General features: G+C 68.1%; 21 protein-coding genes and 2 pseudogenes. 11 read left to right on the forward strand and 12 right to left on the reverse strand.

Annotated elements, in window-relative coordinates:
• Positions 1-74: 74 nt before the first annotated feature.
• Complete coding sequence (locus AC5P1C_RS42220; protein WP_493871322.1) at positions 75-848, reverse strand: hypothetical protein; 774 nt, start codon at positions 846-848, stop codon at positions 75-77.
• On the reverse strand, positions 835-2,280 hold the full coding sequence (locus tag AC5P1C_RS42225) for a hypothetical protein (protein WP_493871323.1): 1,446 nt from the start codon (positions 2,278-2,280) through the stop codon (positions 835-837). Before AC5P1C_RS42225 ends, AC5P1C_RS42220 begins: the two co-directional genes overlap by 14 nt.
• 679 nt (positions 2,281-2,959) lie before the next feature.
• Here AC5P1C_RS42225 and AC5P1C_RS42230 point away from each other — a divergent pair.
• Positions 2,960-3,520 carry a hypothetical protein gene (locus AC5P1C_RS42230; protein WP_493871324.1) on the forward strand — a complete coding sequence of 187 codons (561 nt, stop codon included), beginning with the start codon at positions 2,960-2,962 and terminating at the stop codon, positions 3,518-3,520.
• A 23-nt stretch (positions 3,521-3,543) separates the two neighbouring features.
• On the opposite strand, the gene AC5P1C_RS42235 is transcribed toward AC5P1C_RS42230, so the two are convergent.
• Positions 3,544-4,059, reverse strand: a complete 516-nt coding sequence (locus tag AC5P1C_RS42235) for a hypothetical protein (protein ID WP_493871325.1) — start codon at positions 4,057-4,059, stop codon at positions 3,544-3,546.
• 176 nt (positions 4,060-4,235) lie between these two features.
• Here AC5P1C_RS42235 and AC5P1C_RS42240 point away from each other — a divergent pair, with 176 nt between their 5' ends.
• Positions 4,236-4,730, forward strand: coding sequence for a hypothetical protein (locus AC5P1C_RS42240; protein WP_493871326.1), 495 nt, complete (start codon positions 4,236-4,238; stop codon positions 4,728-4,730).
• An 846-nt stretch (positions 4,731-5,576) separates the two neighbouring features.
• Positions 5,577-6,128 carry a phosphotransferase gene (locus tag AC5P1C_RS42245; protein WP_493871327.1) on the forward strand — a complete coding sequence of 184 codons (552 nt, stop codon included), beginning with the start codon at positions 5,577-5,579 and terminating at the stop codon, positions 6,126-6,128.
• Positions 6,129-6,356: 228 nt separating this feature from the next.
• On the opposite strand, the pseudogene AC5P1C_RS42250 reads toward AC5P1C_RS42245, so the two are convergent.
• Positions 6,357-6,578 (reverse strand): annotated as a pseudogene (locus tag AC5P1C_RS42250) (glycosyltransferase); the annotation flags it as partial.
• A gap of 269 nt (positions 6,579-6,847) precedes the next feature.
• A complete protein-coding gene (locus AC5P1C_RS42255) occupies positions 6,848-7,078 on the reverse strand; it encodes a hypothetical protein (protein ID WP_493871328.1) in 231 nt (76 codons plus the stop codon).
• Between the two features lie 249 nt (positions 7,079-7,327).
• Here AC5P1C_RS42255 and AC5P1C_RS42260 point away from each other — a divergent pair, with 249 nt between their 5' ends.
• From AC5P1C_RS42260 to AC5P1C_RS42270, 3 genes are read left to right on the forward strand one after another with little or no spacing between them, the layout of a single operon-like run.
• On the forward strand, positions 7,328-7,759 hold the full coding sequence (locus tag AC5P1C_RS42260; RefSeq protein ID WP_493871329.1) for a DUF6313 family protein: 432 nt from the start codon (positions 7,328-7,330) through the stop codon (positions 7,757-7,759).
• Positions 7,756-8,058, forward strand: a complete 303-nt coding sequence (locus AC5P1C_RS42265) for a hypothetical protein (protein WP_493871330.1) — start codon at positions 7,756-7,758, stop codon at positions 8,056-8,058. The genes AC5P1C_RS42260 and AC5P1C_RS42265 overlap by 4 nt, the downstream gene beginning before the upstream one ends.
• 22 nt (positions 8,059-8,080) lie before the next feature.
• On the forward strand, positions 8,081-8,881 hold the full coding sequence (locus AC5P1C_RS42270) for a pentapeptide repeat-containing protein (RefSeq protein WP_493871331.1): 801 nt from the start codon (positions 8,081-8,083) through the stop codon (positions 8,879-8,881).
• Positions 8,882-9,030: 149 nt separating this feature from the next.
• Here the strand turns inward: AC5P1C_RS42270 and AC5P1C_RS42275 are convergent, their stop codons facing one another.
• Positions 9,031-9,447 carry a hypothetical protein gene (locus AC5P1C_RS42275; protein ID WP_493871332.1) on the reverse strand — a complete coding sequence of 139 codons (417 nt, stop codon included), beginning with the start codon at positions 9,445-9,447 and terminating at the stop codon, positions 9,031-9,033.
• Positions 9,448-11,193: 1,746 nt separating this feature from the next.
• Between AC5P1C_RS42275 and AC5P1C_RS42280 the strand changes: the two genes are divergently transcribed.
• From AC5P1C_RS42280 to AC5P1C_RS42295, 4 genes are all read left to right on the forward strand, one after another.
• A complete protein-coding gene (locus AC5P1C_RS42280; RefSeq protein WP_493871333.1) occupies positions 11,194-11,934 on the forward strand; it encodes a GntR family transcriptional regulator in 741 nt (246 codons plus the stop codon).
• A complete protein-coding gene (locus AC5P1C_RS42285; protein ID WP_493871334.1) occupies positions 11,844-12,344 on the forward strand; it encodes a substrate-binding domain-containing protein in 501 nt (166 codons plus the stop codon). The genes AC5P1C_RS42280 and AC5P1C_RS42285 overlap by 91 nt, the downstream gene beginning before the upstream one ends.
• Positions 12,345-12,987: 643 nt before the next feature.
• Positions 12,988-13,731, forward strand: a complete 744-nt coding sequence (locus AC5P1C_RS42290; RefSeq protein WP_493871335.1) for an RNA polymerase sigma factor — start codon at positions 12,988-12,990, stop codon at positions 13,729-13,731.
• A gap of 5 nt (positions 13,732-13,736) precedes the next feature.
• A complete protein-coding gene (locus tag AC5P1C_RS42295; protein ID WP_493871336.1) occupies positions 13,737-15,206 on the forward strand; it encodes a M48 family metallopeptidase in 1,470 nt (489 codons plus the stop codon).
• A gap of 56 nt (positions 15,207-15,262) precedes the next feature.
• Here AC5P1C_RS42295 and AC5P1C_RS42300 read toward each other — a convergent pair.
• The 5 genes and pseudogenes from AC5P1C_RS42300 to AC5P1C_RS42320 form a co-directional block, all read right to left on the reverse strand.
• Positions 15,263-15,403: pseudogene (locus tag AC5P1C_RS42300) on the reverse strand (lysozyme family protein); the annotation flags it as partial.
• A 109-nt stretch (positions 15,404-15,512) separates the two neighbouring features.
• Entirely contained in the window at positions 15,513-15,659 is a 147-nt protein-coding gene (locus AC5P1C_RS42305) for a hypothetical protein (RefSeq protein WP_493871337.1), read from the reverse strand.
• Positions 15,660-16,252: 593 nt separating this feature from the next.
• Complete coding sequence (locus tag AC5P1C_RS42310) at positions 16,253-17,362, reverse strand: C45 family autoproteolytic acyltransferase/hydrolase (RefSeq protein WP_493871338.1); 1,110 nt, start codon at positions 17,360-17,362, stop codon at positions 16,253-16,255.
• Entirely contained in the window at positions 17,362-18,978 is a 1,617-nt protein-coding gene (locus tag AC5P1C_RS42315; RefSeq protein ID WP_493871339.1) for an amidohydrolase, read from the reverse strand. Before AC5P1C_RS42315 ends, AC5P1C_RS42310 begins: the two co-directional genes overlap by 1 nt.
• Positions 18,957-20,399, reverse strand: a complete 1,443-nt coding sequence (locus AC5P1C_RS42320) for a purine-cytosine permease family protein (protein ID WP_493871340.1) — start codon at positions 20,397-20,399, stop codon at positions 18,957-18,959. The genes AC5P1C_RS42315 and AC5P1C_RS42320 overlap by 22 nt, the downstream gene beginning before the upstream one ends.
• 108 nt (positions 20,400-20,507) lie before the next feature.
• Here AC5P1C_RS42320 and AC5P1C_RS42325 point away from each other — a divergent pair, with 108 nt between their 5' ends.
• A complete protein-coding gene (locus tag AC5P1C_RS42325; RefSeq protein WP_493871341.1) occupies positions 20,508-21,203 on the forward strand; it encodes a TetR/AcrR family transcriptional regulator in 696 nt (231 codons plus the stop codon).
• A 66-nt stretch (positions 21,204-21,269) separates the two neighbouring features.
• Here the strand turns inward: AC5P1C_RS42325 and AC5P1C_RS42330 are convergent, their stop codons facing one another.
• Complete coding sequence (locus AC5P1C_RS42330; RefSeq protein WP_493871342.1) at positions 21,270-21,899, reverse strand: class I SAM-dependent methyltransferase; 630 nt, start codon at positions 21,897-21,899, stop codon at positions 21,270-21,272.
• Positions 21,900-21,913 lie beyond the last annotated feature (14 nt).

Raw genomic sequence — 21,913 nt, forward strand, 5'->3', positions numbered from 1 at the left:
CCTTCGAGCCGTGACTCGGGAAAGCCCGCTCCCGACAGGTAGGTACGTTCCAAGCGCCAGGCTGTTCCCATGTCTTAGCCCTTCTCGCTGCCGGCTAGGCCATCACCCGGAGGCCCGAGGGGATGCTGGTCGTCCGTGGGCCAGTCGGGAATGATCTGCCTGACCAGGGGTGCGCCTGTCGCGGCAACGTAGGCGCGGAACCGGTCGGTCGAACGCCAGACGCCGAGATCGCGTCGGGGCGGCGGCACGGTCGTGTCAGCGACGACCAGGTTGAAGGAGGCCAGGAGCCGCAGCACGTCTTCGCACATCTTCACTGTGGTGTCCCTGCGGAGCCGTCCGGTCTTCTTCGTCTCCCGGGCCTGCTTGTGCTGCCGGTCGTACGCCTCCCACGCCGGTCCCAGCCCACCCTCGTCCGCCGCGTCCCCCGTCTCGATAGCGGCCGCCTGGTCACGAATGAGACGGTCCACATCGAGGGCCGTGACTCGGCACGTTCCCGGTGCACGGGCCGCATGGGCGTTGGGGAAACACCAAGCAGTGACACCCGCGAGTGCGAGGCCGTAGACAAGCCGGTGTTGCGTACCGTCGAGCGGCAGCAGCTTGCGGCTATAGGCCACCGCGAGTGGCGAGCCGGGTTCAGCGGCCAGCACGAACCCCACCGTACGGTCGGCCGTCAACAACGTCGCCCCCATGGCTCGCAGCACCTCGTTTGCCCCTGTACGCAATCCCGCTGCGGCATGGAAGCGCTCCACAACCCGCTCATAGGCATCGAGGCGGCCGGGGGAAGCACTCGCGTCGAGCGCATAGCGCAGGAAGAGCCCAAGGTCACGGGCATCGTCACGGGAAATCACGACTGGCCGCCCTTCGGAAGATGATGAGGTCGGGCACGCACAGATCCGGTACGTCCCTGCGGCTCCCGTCGTCGACGGCCCACCACTCGTCGCGCGGCTCGGGATGCTTGTCCGGGCGCCACAGCTTCAGCGCCTCGTAGACCAGCAGAAGGCGCAGTCGTAGCCGCGCAGTCTCCACCTCGGCGCCGATGAGTCCGGACAGATGGTCAGCGAGGGCGGACTCGGGGCGGGCGAACAGGGCGTTCGCGCCGTCCAAGAGCCTGCTCAGCCGGGCCCGGCCGCCGGGAGGGATCAGGTAGGTCCGCAAGGTGTCGGTCACCTCATGGAACTGCTCGGGGAACTGCTCGTAGATTCCGGCTACGTCGCCGAGCGGCCCTTCGGCAAGCTGCTCGACACCGGCGTTGGCGAGGGGTCGGGGTGGAGCCACCAGCCGCCTTACGAGCGCGACCACGTCCAGCAGGACGGAGGGGGCGAGCGGGGTCAGGTTCCGCCCGACTGAGAACGTCGCCTTGCGCAGCAGGGGCACCAGTACGTCCGCCGTCGGGTTGATCTCGCCCATGGGGCTTTGTCCGAACGCCTGGGCCGATTGCGCCGCGCGCCAGCGTGGGCTCGCCGCGATCACGTCGGTGTGCAGGGCCGCAATCGTCTCGATCGCCTCGTCGAGACGCGCTGCGGCCTTCGCCAACTGCCCGACCGCCACAGGGTCGTGCTCCCGCGACGCGTTGGCCACCAGGTCTTCCAGATGGCGCAGCAGAGTACCGTCGACGGTGATGCGGCGCTGCAAGTGCTCTGCTGCAGCGATCAGTTCGGGACGCAGCCGGCGCAGATAGCCGACCTGGGAGACATCGCGTTCCGCATCGCTGATCAATCGGCGCACCTTCATGGCGTAGGCCCGGGACAGCAGCAAAGCCTCCTCGGCTGACGCGACGGCCGCAGCGAGATTCCCCTTCTCGGTCTGGGCGCGCAGGATCGCGATGATCGCCTCGTGATGGTCCTCCAACGGCCGGTCGACGGCTACCAGAAGCAGAGCCACGGCCTTGTCGTCGACGTTCACCAAGATCGTGCGTCCGTCGGCTGCGAACGTTTCATACAACACCCGCACCGGGATCGACTTCGTCTTCCACCCGTTGTCGGCGTTGGCGTACTCGATCGTGAACTCGTGGGTGGGGTGGTGATGTCGCAGCAGGTGGTCCAGAACGTACTGCGCGACGTGCTCGTGCTCACCGTTGGGCCGGCTCGGAGCCATCTGACACGCGAGATGGGCCAGTTGCGCGATCACGACCGACCGAGGCGGCCCGGGAGTTCCCTGGAAGCCGGCCGAGACCGCGACGAAGTCAACGGTGTGCAGGACCAAAGAGATGAAATCGTACGCCGCCCACTCCACGCTCGGATCGTGGCCCCGGTACAAGTGCAGGTGGAAGATCGGCTCCAAGTGGGCAAGAGCACGACGGCGGCGAGCAATATTGCCCAACGGGGCACCAGCGTCGAGTAGGGGCACGCCTTCGCCTGAAGAGGCACCCGTGCCGCCAGAGCCCGTCATGCGCTGCTCCCCTCGTGCAACCGCGAGCAATCCGCGATGCCGACGTGAGGGAGCGCGGCCGGCCGAATGCCGAAGGCAAGTCGGCACAGGTCGCGCTTCTCGAGCCCACTACAGCACTCCCCCACCCCGGATAGCGACCACGCAGCCACGGTGCGTAGCGACTATCGGACAATCGCTGACCACGCCCTGATGGCCGCCAGGGCGCTGTGTGCGCCAGGGATGCGACCTACCCTCTCGGAACTGGTCTTTGGCCAGGTCACCATTGCCGATGAACCATTCCACGAAGGCGCTCGGAGGCCGACAGCAGAGGCGCCGTGGCGACTGCCCAGGTCCAGTCGTCGCCCGATCCGTTGAATGAGTTCACTCTTGGAGTGATACGAGGCGGTTGCCACCGCTTTCCGATGGCTGGATTGCCGGTGATCTCAACCTGTGCAGGAGTATTCTGCCCCCTTTGTGCTGCAGTTCCGGAATAGGTCGTCAAGCTCCCCGCGGCAGCCTTGAGCCAGAACCGAGCTGGGCCTCTTTCCCGGTTCGGCCACCCGCTCAAGGCGGGAGTCGTTAGCGTCGAAAAATGGAGAACCAACCTCTCAACGCACCAGATGAGAAAGCTCCGTTGGATCTCACGATCCACCTCGACGGGAAGACCGCAGCGACGGCCCACCGTATCGCCGCCATCAAGGAGCGGCCGCCCGAAGAGATCGTTGCCGAATGTGTCCGTGACGAACTCGGGCACAAGATGTACGGCACGATGTACGCGAACGCCGCCGAATACGCCGCCGGCCTCGACGGAGTGGCGAGGCAACTCGCGGAAGCAGTTCGTGATCTTGGGGCACTTCCCGCCCGGGACGCCGCGAAGGTCGTGGCCCTGGTGGATGCCGCCAAGCTGTGTCCTCTGCCGGTTGAACTGGGCGAGCGCATCCTCCAGCAGCTCACCACTCTCTGGGAGGGGCGGACCACGGAGTACGGCAAGCGCTGCGACGGAACCTTTGGGCCGGTCGAAGATACGGAGCTGGGCGTGCAGGTCACTCCCGAGCAATGGGATGCCTGCGCGCGTATTGGCGCTCCAGGCAGCCTGGCTGCTGGGGCACGGAAGGCTCTGGCGGCCGGGATTGAGACGCTGGACCAGCGCTGATGTAGGAGCGTGGGCGAACATGCCTACGTGCCGAGGGTGGCCCGGATCTGGTCTGACCACACTCCGTAGGCCCGCTCGACGTGCAGGGCAGCGATGTACCAGTTCAGGTCGGTCCCGGCGACGTCTTCACGGTTGCGGCCGAAGACGTGGGTGTTGTCGATGCTGGAGTGGGCCTTGCTGAGCGCGAAGGAGACTTCCAGCCATGGGATCTTCAGACCGCCGCTTTCGCGTACGGCCTCGCCCAGGGCCTGGAGCGAGTAGCGCAGCGACCGCTCGTCGGGCACCGCCATGTCGAGCTGGGGCACCGTGGGGTCAATGGTCGTGCGGCCCCACTGGTTGACGCGGCTGGCGATCTGTCGCTGCGAGATGCGACGCGGGGGGACAGAGAACAGGTCCCCAGCAGGCTCGTCCGGCGGCGGGGCAGATGCCAGGGCGGGGGCGTCGGGGGTGAAAGTGAGGAGCCCGGCGTGTTCGAGCAGGCGGGCCATCGGAACACAGGTGTCGTCAACGTGGTGGAAGGGGCACATCTCGGGGGTCATGGGCACTGGACCCTATGGCGACTCCATGCTCAGGAAGGAAAGGTTCCAGCCAACCACTCTCCGCCATCACCGCCGGTCACACGTACCTCGCGGGCGTCCAGGGACGACGGCTCCTGAGACGTAGTTCGACCGGATACGGGCCGCTGCGTCATAGGCAATCGCTAGGGTCCCAGGGCATGAACGACGAGACCTCGCCCCTGCGTCGCAATCCCTCCAGACCCAAACCGCTGGCCGAGGAGGTGCGGCATCTTCTGGCCAGCGTCGGCCTGCCTGGATCGGATACTGACGAGCGGGCCTGTGCCCACGGCATCCTCATCACCGACGCCGAAGGTGACGCCGTGTTCGTGGAGTGGTTCACCTCCCGCACCCTGCGCGAGACAGCCGCGACGGAACAGCGTGAGGCCATCTGTCAGGGACCGGCCGTCCTCCTCCACCGCGACGGCCGCCACTACATGCACTACTCGATTGCTGCGGTCTTACGCGAGCACGGCGGCATGAAGGCCGACGTGCTCCCCGACCAAGGCGTCTTGGTCAAACGAATGCCCGACCTGGAGCAGCTCGCACAGGACATGCTCGACCAACCACGCACCGTGGGCGAGGTGCTGTCCGAGGCCCCATCGCCAATGCGAGGCTTCCTCATTTCGGACGACGACGAGAAAGACCGCCAGTAGAGCTCGACTTGCACCTGGCAACGAGGATATGGCGTCGTCCACCTCGTCGCCCAAGCTACGTTCAGACCTGCCGAACTCGACGCGACTTCGCGAGGGCCGGCGCGCAGCCAATTCCCGAGAATCGTCTCTCGCCCCGCTCGTGACCCGATGGCCTGCCGACGCGTGTTAAAGCGCACGCGGTTCCCAGGAAGAGGATGTCCCGGGCGAGGGCGCGCTATGCCTCGCCAGGACGAGCCCCCTCACGCCCGGCCTGGCCAAGGGCACGGCCACTGTGCTCGGTCGCGATACCTCACGCGGCGAGTGCACTGCCCAACATGTGCTGCCTGGGGGTGATGCGTTCGCGTATCTTCCGTCGGGTGACTGATGCGACTGTGGCGGACAGACTCTCCATTCCCAGCAGTGACCTCGCCGAGCTGACCAGCGCCTTTTGCCTGGGAGATGTGCGGGAGTACCGCTACCTCGCCGACGGGCTCATGAACGCGAACTGGCGGGTGGACACAACGACCGGATCTTACGCGCTGAAGCGGGTCACTGACGTGCCCCGTGACCGGTTGGATCGGAATCTTGGGGTGCTGGCCTCGCTGGCCACCGACGGAGTCCCTGCGTGTGCTCCGGTCCCTACCGTCTCCGGTTCGCTGGTCGCCGAGGTCGGCGGGGCGTGTGGTGTCTGTTCCCGTGGGCCGAGGGTGCGCACCTTCGGGGTGTCGATCTCAGCCTGTCGCAGGCGGCCTCACTGGGGGCGCACCTGGGGCACCTCCACCTGAGTCTCAGCCGAGCCTGCGAGCGAGGGCTTCTGCCTACGGTGCCCGACGCGGCACGGAGGAGGCCACCACGTCGGAGCGGGCGGTGGAGAAGTCCGAGCGGCTTTCCACAGCGGTGGCCGACATGGGCACCGGCAGCGCCTTCGACCTGGCGGCTGCGGCCGTTCTTGATCAGCGTCGGAAGTTGATCGACGGGTACGCCGATCGCCAGCCGCGGGATGCGAGTCCTGAAGGCGGGCATGGGTGGACGCACGGTGACGTGCAATACCGCAACCTGTTGTGGGCGGACGGTGAGCTTGCCGCCGTCCTGGACTGGGACCGGGTCGGCGTTCGTCCGTATGCGGAAGAGGTCGTGCGGACGGCGCAGGTGCAGTCCGGTGTGGACGGGATGTTCGACCTCGGTCGGGTGTCGGCGTTCATGGGCGGCTATCGGTCTGTGGTGCCACTGGAGCCGTCCGCGCTGGTGGATGGTGCGCGTCGGCTGTGGTGGAAGCGGATGACGGACTTCTGGCAGCTGGAGTTCCACTACGACCGCGGTGACCACTCGTGCGACGAGCTGTTCACGGCGGACGAGGCCCTGCTGCACTGGTGGACGGATCGGTTGGATCAGGTCGAGGACGTGTTCGCCGCCGGGTAGATCCCGAGGCTCGCGAGGTCTGGCAAGAGCGGCCGGGCCAGGCGCGCGGCGTGCTGCTGGGCGAGCTTCCCCATGGTGTGGTGATCGGCGGTACGGATGGCTTCCACCCACACTTGCGGTCCCGCCGTGTGGGGCAGGACGATACCGGCGGCGCCGATCGCTTCGGGATGCCGCCCGGTCGGTGACGATGCTGGGGGTGCCGTGTAGCGCGGCTTCGATGATCACTCGGGGGAAGGCGTCCTCGACCACGGACGGCACCAGCAGTAGGCGGTGGCTCCGGTAGAGCGGGCTCATGTCGTAGACCCTCGGCACGAAGGTCACGTTGGGGTAGGCGGCGACTTCGTCGGCGGTGTTCCACCAGCCCTCGACCAGGGTGAAATGCTGCTCCGGCATGCGGCGGATGAGCTGGTGCAGGAGGTCGGAGCCCTTCGCTGGGATCGGGTTGACCATGAGTATGGCCCCCGGTTCGCGGTCCGTGGCCGCCTGGCTGAGGTGACGCGAACGGCGGGGAGAGGACGGCGAGTTGGGTTCCCGCACGCCGGGGTGTCCGTTGGCGGACGAACTCGGAAACGGCCAGTCCGTGATGCGGGCGGCCGGCGAGCACACCGAGGCCGGTCTTGGATACGGAGTGCAGGCTTGAGGGAAGGCAGCGGAGGGTCTGCTTGCCAACTACATCCCTGCGAGTGGAGTGGATCGGCTCCCGGCATTGGGCCGCATGGTTACGCGTAGGCATGTCCGAGCCCTGCGTGGAAGTGCCGAGAGGCGGCGAGGCCGGCTGCCTTCACGGTGAGTCGGGTGCCGTAAAGGTCCAATGCATCGTCCTCGCCGTGCTCTTGCAGGTGGTCGATGACCAGGCTGATGTCCCACAGCGCGGCCAGGCGTGCTTCCTGCCGTTCCTGGGCCGTATGTGCCACGTGTGGCCGGTTGGTGGGCCACGGTGCATCGTGCACCCCAGGACAGCACCCGGGCCCTTGGCGCTGAGGGAAGCCGGGGTGTCGGTCAGGCTGTGGGGCATCCGCGCTCCAGGCCTTCGACATCACCTTCGACGGCCGGCTCACCGCCGAACGCCGCTAGAGAAGTCCGAACGAGTCCCACCATTCGCTCCATTCGCTGCACAGACCCCGCCTCGGCGGCATCACTTCAGGACAAAGGGCTCGTCTGCCTCCCACACGAGCGGATGGGCCTCTACCGTGATCCGGGTGACCACAGCGCCCCCGCCGCTGCCCGCCGGGCCTCCGCCGCCCAGTCTGGGGCAGCGGCTGCGCGTCCGGTGGGCTGACCGGCAGGCCTTGCCACGGTTCGGCTACTGGCTACTCACCCGGGGCGCCGCCGTAATGGGAGTGTGCGGGTCGCTGTACGTGCTGAACGGGGTCCTGACGGGCTGGGCCGACGCCTACGAGGTGCTGATAGGGATCACATCGCCCGCAGAGGCCCACCCACAGTGGTGTGCGTGGCCGCTCTCCCTCGTCGGCTGGGCTGTGATCCCCGCCATCATCGGAGCGGCGGCTGGCTACGTCATCACCGCCCAGATCCAGGCGCACCACGCGCGTGAGTTGAGTGACGTCCTCAGCGAACTGCACCGGCTCGCCCAGCAGCCTGGACCGCCTCCGCCCTCCGGAGGCGGTCCGTGATCTCGCTGCATGACCTGTACGAGGAAGGCACCGAAGCCGTGAAGGAGGCGATACGCTCCTTCGGCGCCCGCCACCCCCTCGCTTCTGCCGCGGGAGCCGAACCGGACTGGAAAGCGGCGGAAAGGCACTTCACTCACCTGGTCGAGGTGAGCATGGGGTCAGCAACACCAGCACAGACAGGCGCTGCGGTCAGCGTCCGCCGGGCGGAAAACGAAGCCGTCCAGCTTCTGCTCGCGTTGCATCCGGTGCCGGACTACCGCTGCCCCATCTGCGTCAAGCGCGGGGAGCACACACTGTGAACCCCCGGCCTACCCTGGAGCCATGGTGACGGACACAGAGCGTGAACTGCACGCAGCCGCCCTACGCGGACTGCTCTACCTCGCCTGCCCGAACGCCACCGGCCCCGCAATCACCGCAACCGCCGAAGCCATCACGAGGAGCGCAGACGAGACCCCTCGCGAACCAGTTCCCGAAGCCGGACAGCTCACGCACTCCCCCGACCCTCCTCTTCAGAATCCGCCTCCACTGAACCTGGTCCACGCGAACCTGACCGGCGCATACCTGAACGGCGCGAACCTGAACCGCGCAGACCTGACCGAAGCTGACCTGACCGACGCACACCTGAACGGCGCGGACCTGACCGGCGCGAACCTGACCGCCGCAGACCTCAACGGCGCGAACCTGAGCCGCGCAAACCTGACCGAAGCTGACCTGCACGACGCACACCTGGACGGCGCGAACCTGAACCGCGCGAGGTTGACCCGCGCAAGGTTGACCCGCGCAAGGTTGACCGACGCAAGCCTGTTCCGCGCGGGCCTGCCCGGCGCGAACCTAACCGAGGCACACCTGGCCGGCGCAAACCTGACCGGCGCGAACCTGACCGCCGCGGAACTGCCCGGAGCCGACCTGACTGGCGCGGACCTGACCGGCGCGGACCTGACTGAGGCGCGTCTCCGGCATGCCGTTTACATGAGCCTGCCGCGAGGCGCAACCTGGAACCGGGCGACCCAGTGGCCTGCGGATTTGGAATCGGTTGTCCGCGAGCAGTCCGACGAAGTGAGTCCGGGGATCTACCAAGTGCGCGATGGCTTCCCACGGGACCGGTCAACCGTCCCGGTCTGACCCTCAGCAGCTACGCCCCGCCCGTCGCGACGTCAGCGGTGTGACTGATCCGGGCAACCTGGGTGTCCGGATCGGCCAGCCGGTCAGCGGCCAGCTCCCCCGGCCCAACGGAACTCCTGCGCCCCACCCGTGCAGTGCCCGGGTGCCAGCTACTCAGTGGTGCGGTCGGGATCGGGGAGCTCTGGCGGGAAGTGTCGTTCCAGGATCTCCGCCCAGCGGTGCAGGACGACGAAGCCGGTGGTGTCAGCCTGCGCCTGGACCAGCTCGCTCAGGGCGTCGCCGAAGGGCTGGGCGGCGGTGTCGGCGGGCATCGCGGCGGCGGCCTTCCTGAGCCGCTCGTGCGCGGCGGGGAAGACGCCCCGGGCCCACGCGTCCTGCTCTCGGACCCGCTTGCTTCCCTCTTCGAAGTTGATCTGCATGATCGCGAGCGCCGGGCAGTCCGGGGCGTGCCAGGTCTCGCTGATCCCGCCGCCGGTCTTCACGTAAGCGATGCGGGTGTTGTCGGGGCCCGGCAGGGCGAAGCAGTCGGTGCAGTCGACGCGTTCCGTCTCCGGCTTGTCGGTCATCGCGGAGCTCCCTTCGAGTGGAGGCAGAGCCTGCCATCCACGAACATGTGCAGCCCGAGGGGGGCCTAGGATTCCGCTAGCCCTCCAGGGCTCTGGTTGTTTCCGTTCCAGGCGATCGCCCGCATGATCTGTGCGGAGTTCAGACCGGCCTGTCTCGGTAACTCCTCCGGAGGAATCCGGCCCCGGTGCATGCGCAGGGCGCGTGCGATCTTCCCGGCCCACAGTTCCTCTGCCACGAACGGGCGTTGCCGGTAGGGCTCAGCCACCTGCGCCAGATGCTCGGCGGTACATGCAACGAGCAGACGCCTGCCGTCCTGCCGTGGCGAACTCGCATGTACCACTGAGGAGTCCGCCACCACATCCCGCACCCCGCTGGCCCCATTCGCCAGTACCAGACCGCACCAGTCACACAAATCCACCGGCCCTGTCCGCACCTCGCCGCGTTCCTCACCCATACACCGCCACCTCCCTGATCCGGCACCCTAGGGTTCCTTACGTTGTTGAACGGGGACACCACCGCCGACGGCAGTGGCCCCCGCCCGGCAGCCACATCACCGGCCAGGGTCTAGGGCCAAAGATCAGGTGCCACAAGCCGCGTACCCGACCGCATGTGGTGAATGCACCCAGGCACAGCAAAGCCCACAACGTAACGACGCCCGTCCCGTTCTGACAGGAAGCGATCACTGCGGGTGGCAACATGACCGAACGGCCGGGGCCCGGCCATCATCAGCGAGCAGACCGCCAGACGGGCCCAAGTCCTCGTCTCCCTTGTCCTGCTCGCTCATCTCGACGAGCAGAACGCGCAGCTGCCCCCTCTCCGGACGACCAATCGGCGCCGAACACGCCCTCGGTCGGCGGCCGCATGGGGGCGCAGATCGGGTTTCGCCCGGTCAAGGCGCACACCGGATGATGTCCCTGCCTCCTCCCAGGCGGCCGCCCCGGGCACCTGATCGGCCACGACCGGCTCGGCCTCCGGCTCCAGAAGTGACCCCGAGTTCAGGCTCGGCAGCCATACCTGTGGATGCGGCGAACCCGAGGAATGGTCGGCGTGTCTGATTTCGCGCGGTTGTGGCACCGGAACTGTTGTGAGTCACTACCTGCTTCGTGCACCACAGGAGAGCCTTCGTGTGCGGCATGTCCGCACCATGACTTCGAGGTCTCCAAGGGGGCAGGCTGCCCGCCACACCGCACGACAGCCCCTCAGCAGGTTTCCCTGCGGAAGAGGAAGAATCGCAAACCAGGCAACGGGGCCCGTCACCGGCATTGGAGTGCGCGGCGAGCCACTCGTGCTGGAGGGGGCTGCCGCTCTGCTAGCGGGCGGTGGCGCGGGCCGCGGTGGTGATCAGGGCTTGGTGGGCTTGGTGGGTTTGCTGCTCTTCTGTGCGCTTCAGGTCGTCGTTCCAGTCCTCGAATCGGTGGCGACGACGGTAGGGCGCAGCTCCGCGGCCCGAGCCCAGTTACCGGCCAGTTCCTCCGCGCGGGGCCGGGTAGCCATCCAGACAGATGCCTGGTCACTGTGCATGCCGAACTCGGCGACGTCGGTGCGCTCCCCGATGGCCGCGAGGTTCACAGCAACGTCGCGTCCGGCGCGAACCAGAAGCGCTGAGCCAGCCCTCTGACGGCCGATCAAGGCCCCCTCCTCGCCCGGAGAGACCCCAGAGGGCAGCGCTGAGGCCTGCGGCTGATGGGTGCCCTGGAGTGCTTCGCCCACTGGTCCGGTGGTCACTCGTCATTCAGAATGCGTCCATGGCGACCAGCGATCCGATCAAGTACCTCCAGTTCGCTGCGGAGTTGCGCCGCAGGATCGGGGGCGGCAGCTGGCCGCCCGGCAGCAGACTGCCGACCGAGGTGCAGTTGGCTGCAACCCACGGCCTGTCCGTCAACACCGTGCGGCGTGCTTTGGAAGACCTGGCTGCCGAGGGGAGTGTGGAGCGGCGCCAGGGTGTGGGCACGTTTGCGCGGTCAGTACCTCCTCCACCGGATGCGCGGCGACGGATCGCAGTTGTGCTGCCTGAACGCGACTGGTACTTCCCGCCTGTGATCGCAGGCATCGAGGCGGCCGCAGCCCGTACCCGCACGACGATCGACGTGCACACCACCGGCTACAGCGACCGCGGCTGGGACCGACTCACTTGCCTTGCCGACCACCTGGCAGGAGCTGAGGGACTGCTCATCACTCACCCGGGCCCCGCCGACGCCGCTGTCGCCGCACGCACCCGCCTGTTGCAGGAACTGTCGCCGCACGCACCCGCCTGTTGCAGGAACTGCGCCTGCCGTACGTTCTCTTGGAACGAGCGCCCTCTGGCATTGGTGACCCAAGTGAGCACGTGTCCACCGACCACGCCGGCGGCGTCTACCTCGCCCTCGCGCACCTGGCCGCCCTGGGCCACCGCGATGTGGCGCTCGCCTGCAGGCCTAACTGCCCACCCAGCCGGGGCATTTCAACGGGTTTCACAGAAGGCGCCGCCGCACTCGGGCTACGCGTGACTGCCCGGTTGGACTGGCCCCCGGTCACCAACTGCGACAGCTTCGAGGAGGTCCTTGCTGCCCAGCCCCCGCTCGCGGACGCCGTCCTGGGCAGCGTTCTCGCCCGCGGCGCGACCGCACTGATATATTTCGGCGACATGGAGGGATCCGCACTGCTGGCCGCCGCCCGCCGGGCCGCAGTGCGCATCCCCGGCGATCTCGCCCTGGTCTCCTGCGAGGACCGGCACGCCGCCACCGAACAGGTGCCGCTCACCTCGATCGCACCGGAGAAGTTCCGCCTCGGCTCGCTGGCCCTGGAAACCCTGCTGCACCGCATCGACGAACCAGACGCCGAGCTGCGCCAGGTCTGGGTGCGGCCCCTGCTGACCGTCCGAAAGTCCTGCGGGGCACAAGCCGCCAATCCTGCTTGATTCCTTCCGCCGAGCCCCGGCAGCGTTCCGTGCATGCCAACTCAAACCCATCGCGTACGTAGCACCTTCCGCCCCGCCCTGCTGTCCTCACTGACTGCGTGGGCGCGCGGCAGGGACCACTTCCCGCGTACCCCCCTGACCGACACACTGACCGCTGCCGTACTCGCCTCGGACCCCTCCACCGCCGCCCTGCTCAGACACGGCCAGCCGGCCAGTACGAAGCGTTGATGCCGCGCGCGCCAGGCGGATTCCGCGGGTGGACGTCCGGATCCCCGACGGTTCAACCTCAACGGAGCTTTATAGAGCTGTCAGCGGACGCGTCATTGGCCGTGGCCGCGCTTCCATGAATTCCCGAGCGTGCGTCGACAGGAGGTCAGGCCGAGGCGAGTGTGGCGTGCCTTGCTGATGTGGCAGTCGGCGGAGTAAACGGATCGGTTGTCTCGGGGCTGTCTCCCTGTGTCCGTACAAGCGATCCTGGGAGGCGGCTAGTGCTGTCCATTTTCACAGACCCGGCCGTTGTGGCGGGGCTGCTTGCTGTCACTACCGAAGTGGTGCGGCTGCTGCACTCGGTCCGATCCGCCCCTCCAGCGCAACCGGAGGTGATTGTCGTGGTCCAGGAGCCGCGCACCGAGGAAGAGGAAGCATGACGACTAACGGCGACAACGTCCCGCGGCCTGCCAGGTCCATGCGGGACTTCTACGCGCAGATGTCCCCCAGGCTCATCACCCGCGCTTACATGATGTGCGGGAACCTGCCCGATGCGGAGGACGCAGTGCAGGAGGCGTTCACAGCGGTTCTGGCCCAGTGGGAGCGCTACAGCAGGTACGAGACCCCCGAAGCCGTCGTGCACCGTGCCATGGTCCAAAGGGTGTGGAAGATGCAGCAGCGTCGGGCCCGCTGGCTCAACCGCCTCAAGGACATCCCCCAGCCTGGACCCGGCTCGGATCCGCACGCCAGTGCCGAGACCAGTGAGGTCCTCGATGCATTGCGTGAGCTGCCGCCCCGCCAGCGCACCGTTCTCGTCCTGCACGCGCTGGAAGGGCTCTCTTCGCAGGAGATCGCGGACGAACTTGAGATTTCCGTTGAAACAGTGCGGGGCCACAAGTACAAGGCACGCGAGAACCTGAAGCTGAGGCTCGGCCTGGACGGATACGACGCCGATCGCCCCGGACTCCTGCCGGAAGCCCCCGAGATGGTCTTCAGCATGCTGCCGCCGAACCCTGCTCCGGGCGGGGACGAAGCGGCCATGGAGGCTGTGCGCCGTGCCGAAGAAGAGCTGTATCGCCACTTCGCAGCGGATCGCACGTCTCAGGACCGTATCCTGGCCGCCCTCGAGGAGACTGCAGCCGGGCAGGGGCAGGGATGGGCCCTCAAGGCAGAGGAGTGATCCCCATGGCGGCAAAACGCATTGGGGCAAGCCGGCCGTCGAACACACTGCGCACGGCGACTACCGCTCTGCTGCTCCTCATCCTGCATCTGGTTGTTCTTTGCCTGGTGCTGGGCTACTTCCTGGCCTGGTTCGGGCTCATGGCAGCGACGCTGGCCGCCGGTTCGGACTCGGAATCCGACGGGGTCGGTCCGGTCTCCTCAAGCATCGGCGTCCTGATGTGGATGGTGATCTACTCCATTGCGTTCGCAGCCAGTGCGGGTCCCACCGTTGTCGTGCTCGTGCGCGCGATCCGCCGAACCCGTGCTGGTGGAAACACCCACCCGTCAGGGGCTGTTCGGCTTGAACGCACCGAAGCCCCCCGACTGTGGGGCATGGTGGCGGAGCTTGACGCACGCCTGGGCACCCGCATGAGCACACAGATCTGGCTGACACCCCATGCCAACGCCGCGGTGGCGGTCTGGCCGCCGCGGGGCCGTCCCCATAGCAAGACCGTCTATCTCGGTGTTCCGCTCCTGGAAGGGGTGGACAGGGAGGAGCTGCGCGCCATCCTGTGCCACGAACTCGCCCACTGCGCCGGACGGCATCACAGCTTCGGCGTCCTGGCGCACCGCGGCTCCAGAATCCTGCGGGACGCCGGGCACGGACTGCACCGCGCCCTGGCCATCACCACAGACGTTTCCGTATTCAACCGGCTGCTGCGGTGGAACACACGGATGCTGATCAGGCTCTTCTCCGGCTACACGACGCTGTACAACCGGATCACCCGGCATGCACGACACCAACAGGAGTACGAGGCGGACCGCATCGCAGCCCAGCACGTGGGCCCCGAAATGATGGGGCGAGCTTTGATACGAGCGAGCGAAGCGGCCGAGGCGTGGGAGGCGCCCCGGCTGCCAGCGTCCGAGAAGAGGCACCAGGGCCGGATGACTCTGCACGAGATCGCCCAATCCCTGAGCAACACACCGCCCACTGACACCGATCAGCCCACGCGCGATCGAGGGGATGAAGGCACACCGTCACACCCCACCCGCGCACAGCGCCTGGCCGCCATCGGCATGGGCCCCGCACCCGATCTTGAGCCGCCCGGTGTGCCCAGCCTGCAGCTTCTGGCTCCGACGGACAGCGGAACCAACGCGAAGCGGCCGAAGCTGCCCCATCCAGCCACACATGGTCTGGCTCCGTCCCCCCAGGTCCGGGACGAGCCCCAGCCGGTACGTCTGAAGAAGCCAGTAATCGCGCTCGCCGCGTGCATGCTCCTGATCGCTTGCGTGTCGAACGTAGTCGAGAACGCCACGAACCCCGAGGAACCGGGGTCGACCCCCCACTCCATTCCTGTGAAGACGCCGGCCCCTGACTTCGACGACGACCAACCACCCGCCCACTTCGATGACAACCTGCCGGCCCGTCCGTACCAGCCCCCACTCCCCAACTACCCGCCGCCACCCAAGGTAGATCGAATTGAGCCGCCGTGAGCGAGGGCGGGCCTGCCCTTCACCGCCACCCGCAAGTAGCGGCCTCACCATGTCATTCCGGCAGCGAGGGTGGCGTCGAAGGCGTTGTGCGGGTCTTTGGCCCCGTCGGCGTTGCCGTCCTGCCCCGAGGGTCCGTTCCAGGTGGTGGGGATGAACTGCATGGGGCCTACGGCGCGGTCGTAGCAGGCGTCACCGTCGGGCATCCAAACGTTCGACGTGGTTCGCCTGCCACGGGGCGCCTCCTGGCTTGTCACACAGTGCGGGTGCCGCTGCCGTGCAGACCGGTCAGGCCGCGCCCTGGGACAGCTACTGCGGCCGGAAGATCACTGCGAGCAGACGCTCGGCGCGCTTCCTCATCAGGGGATCGGGGTGCGCCAGGGCCGTAGCGAGCAGCACCATAACCAGGGCGAAGAAGGGGCCAGAAATCGCGAAGAGCTGGACTTGAATTTCCATATGAAAGACCCTAGCGATTTTCCAGGGATCAGCCCGCACACCCAACCCCGCTTCTGACACTTAGAGTTGCATGACCTGCGGGTTCTCCGTCAAGTTATAAGGGTCATTTCCGAGTCGCGTGATACGAAATTCCAAGTCAGCGGCAGCCCTCCCCGACACGGCGACATTTAGTCTTGCGGAAATTCCATTCACTAATGCACCAAGTGATCCACGTCACATCGGAAGCAGTTTGAGGCATTACTCCAGAATGTTGGAAGTGTGGCGAGACAGTGCCGGTCGTCCCTGGAAGGGCCGCGGATCTCGCCGCCGGACGCGGGCCTGCCTGCGCGAGGACACCGAGGATCGACTGTGCACGTCACCGGGTGGGGCTGGATAGGTCGGTCTCCCCCAACCTCGTGGAGGATCTCGCCGACGTCCTCAGCGACCTGTACATGAACGAGCAACGGCTCTTGCAGCTCACCTCGCGGCAGCTCGCCAGCCGACGTCCTGTTCGCCATGCTCCGCGACGGAACCTTCTACGACCCCCAACCCACCCCAACCCCTTGACCAAAGTCATAGGGGCACCCCACACAAGGCGCCGCCGGGCGAGCTCGTCAGCGCGCGTCGCCGGACGCGGCCGTCAGTACGCGCCAGCGCCCGCTGCCGATGTCCGCCGGCGTCCCGTCGAGCACGCGGGCCGTGCGCGTGGCCGGGTCAAGGGTGACCGTGGCGAGGCTGGCCCAGCGCTGGCCGAGCGGCTTGGCCGGGTCGGGCACGCAGGTGACCGGGGGTTCACCTTCCCCGGTGACCAGAAGAGCCGCCAACTCGTCGGTGTCATCGGGGAGTTCCGAGGCATCGGCGAGACGAGCGGCGACGAAGTCGCGGCGTTCGCAGGAGTCGGGCTGGTAGAGCCAGGACTTCTCGTCGGCGGTGAGCACGGGCGTGAGGAAGTGGTTGGTGCGCAGCAGCATGCCGCGCCGGTCCGGGCGGATCTCGTGTACGCCCACGGGGCTGATGTCGAGGAGCACCGCGTCCCCCGCGGCGTCGAAGAGGGCGAAGGAACCGGAAGAGAGAAGCGGGGCGGAGCGTACGAGCTCGACGGCCTCGGCGACGCTGCCCGCTTCGGAGAGCACGACGGCAGCGAGGACGTGCATCGGGATGCCCCCGACGGCGTCCCGGACGTGGCCGAGGATGTTGAAGTGCACGGCCAGACCGGCGCTGTTGATGCCGATCTTGCCGAGGATGCCGTGCTCGGTGAGCCCGGCGACGTCGTGGCGGCCGCCGCTCGACTCCAGGGTGTGCCAGTGGTCGGCCAGTTCGATGTGCCAGTCCCAGGTCTGGGTGCCGAAAGTACGGCCGTCGGCGGTCCGGCGTACGACAGTAGTGCACTCGCCCGGCGGGACCGCGCTGGAGCGGGCCAGGATCTCGGTGCGTGCGTTGAGGACGCCGACCTGCCATTCGTCGACACCGGCGCCGTACGCGATGCCGGAGATCTCGGCGCGGGCCTCGGGGCGGAAGCCCGCGATGACGTCGAGGGCGCGTTCGGCGTCGTCCCGTGCGCTCTCCGGAGTGATCCCGCCGAGATCGAAGAGCCTGCCGTAGACGTCGAGGGCGGCGGGGATGCCGTCGCGCAACTGCTCGCCGCGGGCCATCCCGCGCGCGTACGGATCGGTGGCGGAGACGGTGATGTGTGTGCGGTGGGCGCGGCCGGGGGCTGTGGTCATCAGTGGTTCCTTGCGGGGTGGAGCCGGAGGTCGCCGCCGACGACGGTGGCGAGGACGGGGTTGTGGGACTGCTCCTCGGGGGTGAGGCCGAGGGGATTGGCCGCGAACACGGTCAGGTCTGCGAGGTATCCGGGGGCGACCCGGCCCAGTTCGTGCTCCGCGCCGCCCGCCTGTGCGGCGGCCAGGGTCATCCCGGTGTACGCCTCGCGTGCCGTGATGGCCTGGACGGGCTGGACGGGGGCGGTGTCCGGCTGCTCGACCGGGCGGCGCAACTGGCAGTCGGCGAGGCCGGTGCGCGGGTCGCCGGGGCCGATCGGCCGGTCCGAGCCGAGGGCGACGACCGCGCCGTGGTCGAGCAGATCGCGGGTGCGCCAGCCGCGCGCGGCGCGGTCCGGGCCGATCCGCCGTGACCAATTGTCGGTGCCGTCGGCGCGGGTGTGCCGGGTGCCGTGCAGGGGCTGCAGGCTCGCCACGACGCCGAGCCGCGCGAACTCGTCGAGCAGATCGTCGGGGATCGACTCGATGTGCTCGATGCGGTGCGGGGCGTGGCCAGCGGGGCCCGCCTCTTCGAGTACGTCGAGGGCATGGCGTACGGCTTGATCACCGATGGCGTGGGTGGCGGTGGGGATGCCGCGCTCGGTGAAGAAGCGGACGGCGGCGCGGTAGGCGTCCAGGTCACGCCAGAGGGGGGCGTCGTTCTCGCCGTGGCAGTCGGGGCGGTCGAACCAGGCGGTGCCGTTGTCGGCGGTGCCGTCCAGCATGAACTTGGCGCCCTCGACATGCCAGCGGCGCCCGCGCAGTCCCTGCTGGCCGGCGATCGCGCGCCAGGCCTCGGGGGCCGAGTCGGCGGGGACCAGGGGCGAGCAGCGGATACGGAGGGGCAGTTCGCCGTGGTCCTCGATGTGCCGGTAGACGTGGTGGGACGGGTCGGTGAAGTCCAGGGCGTGCAGGCCGGTGAGGCCATGCCCGGCGAGGATGTCCAGCTGCGTACGGACATAGGCGGCCGCCGTGTCGAGCGGGACCTCGGGGTAGTGGGCGAAGACCAGGTCCATCGCCTGGAGTTCGAGGATGTAGCCGGTGGGGCGGCCGTCCGGTCCGGTGACGACGCACGAGGCGTCGGTGAAGGTCTCGCGCCCGGTCAGACCGGCCAGCTCCACGGCCCGGTGGCTGATCACCAGGGCGTGGGCGTCCTGCGTCATCAGGGAGACGGGGCGGCCGGGGAAGCGTTCGGCGAGTACGGCGCCGGAGGGTTCGCCGTCGAAGACGTTGACGTCGAGGTCGTACCCGGTGATCCAGGTGTCGGCGGCCGACAGTTGGTCCACAGCCTTGGCGATGTGGTCGAGCACCGCGTCGAGCGTGTCCGCCCCGGACAGATCCACGCCCCGCCCGATCTCGATCGACCCCCACACCGGGTGGGCGTGGACGTCGACGAGGCCGGGCAGGACGGTGGCACCGGGGAAGTCGTGAACCGCGGTGGCGGGGCCGCGCAGGGACGCGATCTCGTCGGAGGTGCCGACCGCGACGATCCGGCCGTCCGCGATGGCGAGGGCCTCGCCGGGCCGGTCCTGGCCCAGAGTCTCGATGTAACGGGCCGTCAGGATGACATCGGCGTGCACAGGGCGCTGCTTTCCATGGGGGATTCGGTGGAGACGATGGTGCGAAGGGCGCGGGCCAGGCCCCAGTAGACGAGGGCGGCGACGCCCATGCCGGCCGGGATGGCCACGTCCACACCGTCCATGGCGGTCGCGACGGGCCCGGTCCAGAAGGTGGTGCTCGCGCACATCAGCGAGGCGAGGCCGCCCACGAGCAGCGCGAGGATGCCGGGCCAGTGGATGCCCGCGCGGTACCAGAAGGGGCCGCCGCGCTCCTGCTGGATGAGCTGCGCGCCGTGGTAGCGGTTGCGGCGCATGGCCAGGTCGGTGACGGCCACCGCCATGGCCGGGCCCGTGATCACGACGGCCAGCTGGAGCATGGTGTTGACGCTGGTGAGGAAGTCGAAGACGAGGATCGCGTAGAGCGTCATCGCCGTGCCGATCACGCCTATCACCAGGACCGCCGAAATGCGGGCGAGCTTCACGCCCACCGACTGGATGGAGAGGCTCGCGCTGTACGCCGTCATGCCGTTGTTCGCGACGGTGTTGAGTACGACGACGATCACGAAGACCGGGATGAACCAGCCGGGCAGGATCGACTCGAGCGCCGCCTGCGGGTCGGCCATGTCGAGGCTGGTCGCGGCAAGGGCGCCCACCGAGGTGAAGACAACGCTGGGCAGGTAGGCGCCGAACGCCGTCCAGCCGGCGATGGCGGTGATCGAGCTGCCGCGCGGCAGATAACGGGCCAGGTCAGGGCTGTTGCTGTACGAGAGCGCGGTGGACCCGATGATCGTGAACCCGGTGCCGAGCGCGGCCGCGAGGGGGGCGCCGTGCAGCGGCTCGGCAGGAACGTAGGTCCAGTCAGCCGAGCTGAGCACGTACCAGGTCACGACGACAAACACGACGGTGAGCAGCACGCTCAGCGCCGCATAGAGGCGGACGATGGTCGCGTGCCCGTAGATCGCGACGAGCAGGGTGACGGCGGCGATCAGACAGATGATCAGCGCGTCCAGGAGCCCGGAGTCCGGCAGCCCCCACTGCCCGGCGAGGCCGATGCCCGCGACCGAGGCGGCCGACCAGTTCAGGGCCAGATAGGCGGAGGCGATCAGCCAGCCGGTGACGATCAGGACGAACTTGTTCCCGACCGCTCCGTAGAAGGCGCGGGAGACCACCGACCCGCTGGTCCCCGCGGCGGGACCGCTGGCCGCCACGACACCCGTACAGATCCACAGGAGGTTCCCGGCGAGGATCACGCCGATCGCCTGAGGCAGCGAGAGGCCGATGAGTACGAGTGTGGCGCCGACCGCGAAGCTCAGATAGCTGACGTTCGGGGCAGCCCAGACGGCGAAGAGCTGGCGAGGACGCCCGGACCGCTCCTCGTCGGTGACCAGGTCGATTCCTCTGGTCTCTGGCTGACCTGCACGTTCTGTCTGCTGTGTGGTCATGGTGACCTCTCGGACGCAGGCGAATCCGCCTTGTCGGGTGATGACCCGGTTACTTATTGGGCAGGTGCCCAGTTAGCTGTTGGGCGCCAATCCAATAGGGTTCGGGGTATGGCGTTAAGACCTCGGGAAGATGAACGGAACGACAGGCGGAACGACAGGCCGAAGCAGACCCGGAAGCCGCCGCACGAGCGCCGCGCGGAGACCGTGCGGACCGCGGCCCGGGTGGCCCTCGCGGAGGGCCTGGAACTGATCACGCTGCGTCGCGTGGCGGACGAGCTGGGGGTGCGGCCCTCGCTGATCGGCCACTATTTCCCGGCCGCCGACGATCTGGTCGCCGAGGCGTTCACGTACGCTGCGACGGGCGAGCGGGACTCGCTGCTGCGACAGGAGGAGCTGACCCTTCCGCCGGTCGACCGGCTCGCCGTCTTCCTGGTGCGGATCACCGGCGGCGACTACACCGACCTCAGCCGCCTGTGGCTGAACGCCCGCCACCTCAGCCGGTTCAAGGCCACGCTGCGGGAGGCGGTGGACACCGAGGAGGCGCGGACCCGCGGCGCCCTGGTCACACTGATCGAGGAGGGCGAATTCGCCGCACCCGGCGGCGCGTTGCGGGCGGCGCTGCACATCCTCGTGGCCGTCGACGGCATGGGTACGTACAGCAACGCCGACTCCACCGACGAACTCCCGGAGGGCCTGACCCTCGGGGACCTGGTGATCGAGACGGCGGAGTCACGGTTGGGGCTGCCGCCGGGGACGGTGCGGGAGCGGGCGGGGGCTAGGGGGTGTCTGACAATTCCGGTCTGATCAGCGAGATTCGGCTGAGCTGGCAATCCGGAGGTGCGCCGATCGGCTGGGGGGACTGGGCAGTGGCTACGAACGGCGGGCCAGTAGATGGGTGTCGAGGAAGCCCCGATCAGAGGATGGATCGTGGAGCAGCCGGGCGAAGGGATCGAGCCCAGCATCGCCCAGCAGTTCGGCGAGGCGATCCACCGGCCAGCTGTAGGCGGGCGCCACCTTGTGGTCGAACCGGACCGGTACTTGTCCGTCGGTCCCGAAGAAGGAGACCAGGATCAGACCGTCCGGTGCCAGGACGCGTACCTGTTCGGCGAGCAGCTCCGGTAGTTCCCCCGGAGGGGTGTGAATCATTGAGTAGTGGGCCAGCACGCCGCCGAGCGCGGCGTCCTCGATCGGCAGGGATTCCATCCGCGCCTCTTGGAAGCGCAGCGCCGGATGGGCCTGCCGGGCGTGGTCGACCATGCCGGGGGCAAGGTCTAGTCCGAAGGCGTCCAGGCCGAGTTCGTGCAGCATGGCTGTCAGATGTCCGGGCCCGCACCCGACGTCCGCTGTCCGCAGGTTGCCCGTCGCGCGCACCAGTTCGGCGAAGGTGCCGATCATGGCCCGGGAGAAAGGCTGTGTTTCCAGCCGGTTTGCGAACAGCGATGCGTACAGCTCGACGACACCGTCGTAGGCCGTCCTAGTCTCGTCCTGATGATTCGCCACGGGCAGGACTCTAT

The organism is Streptomyces sp. A18 (assembly GCF_059026065.1).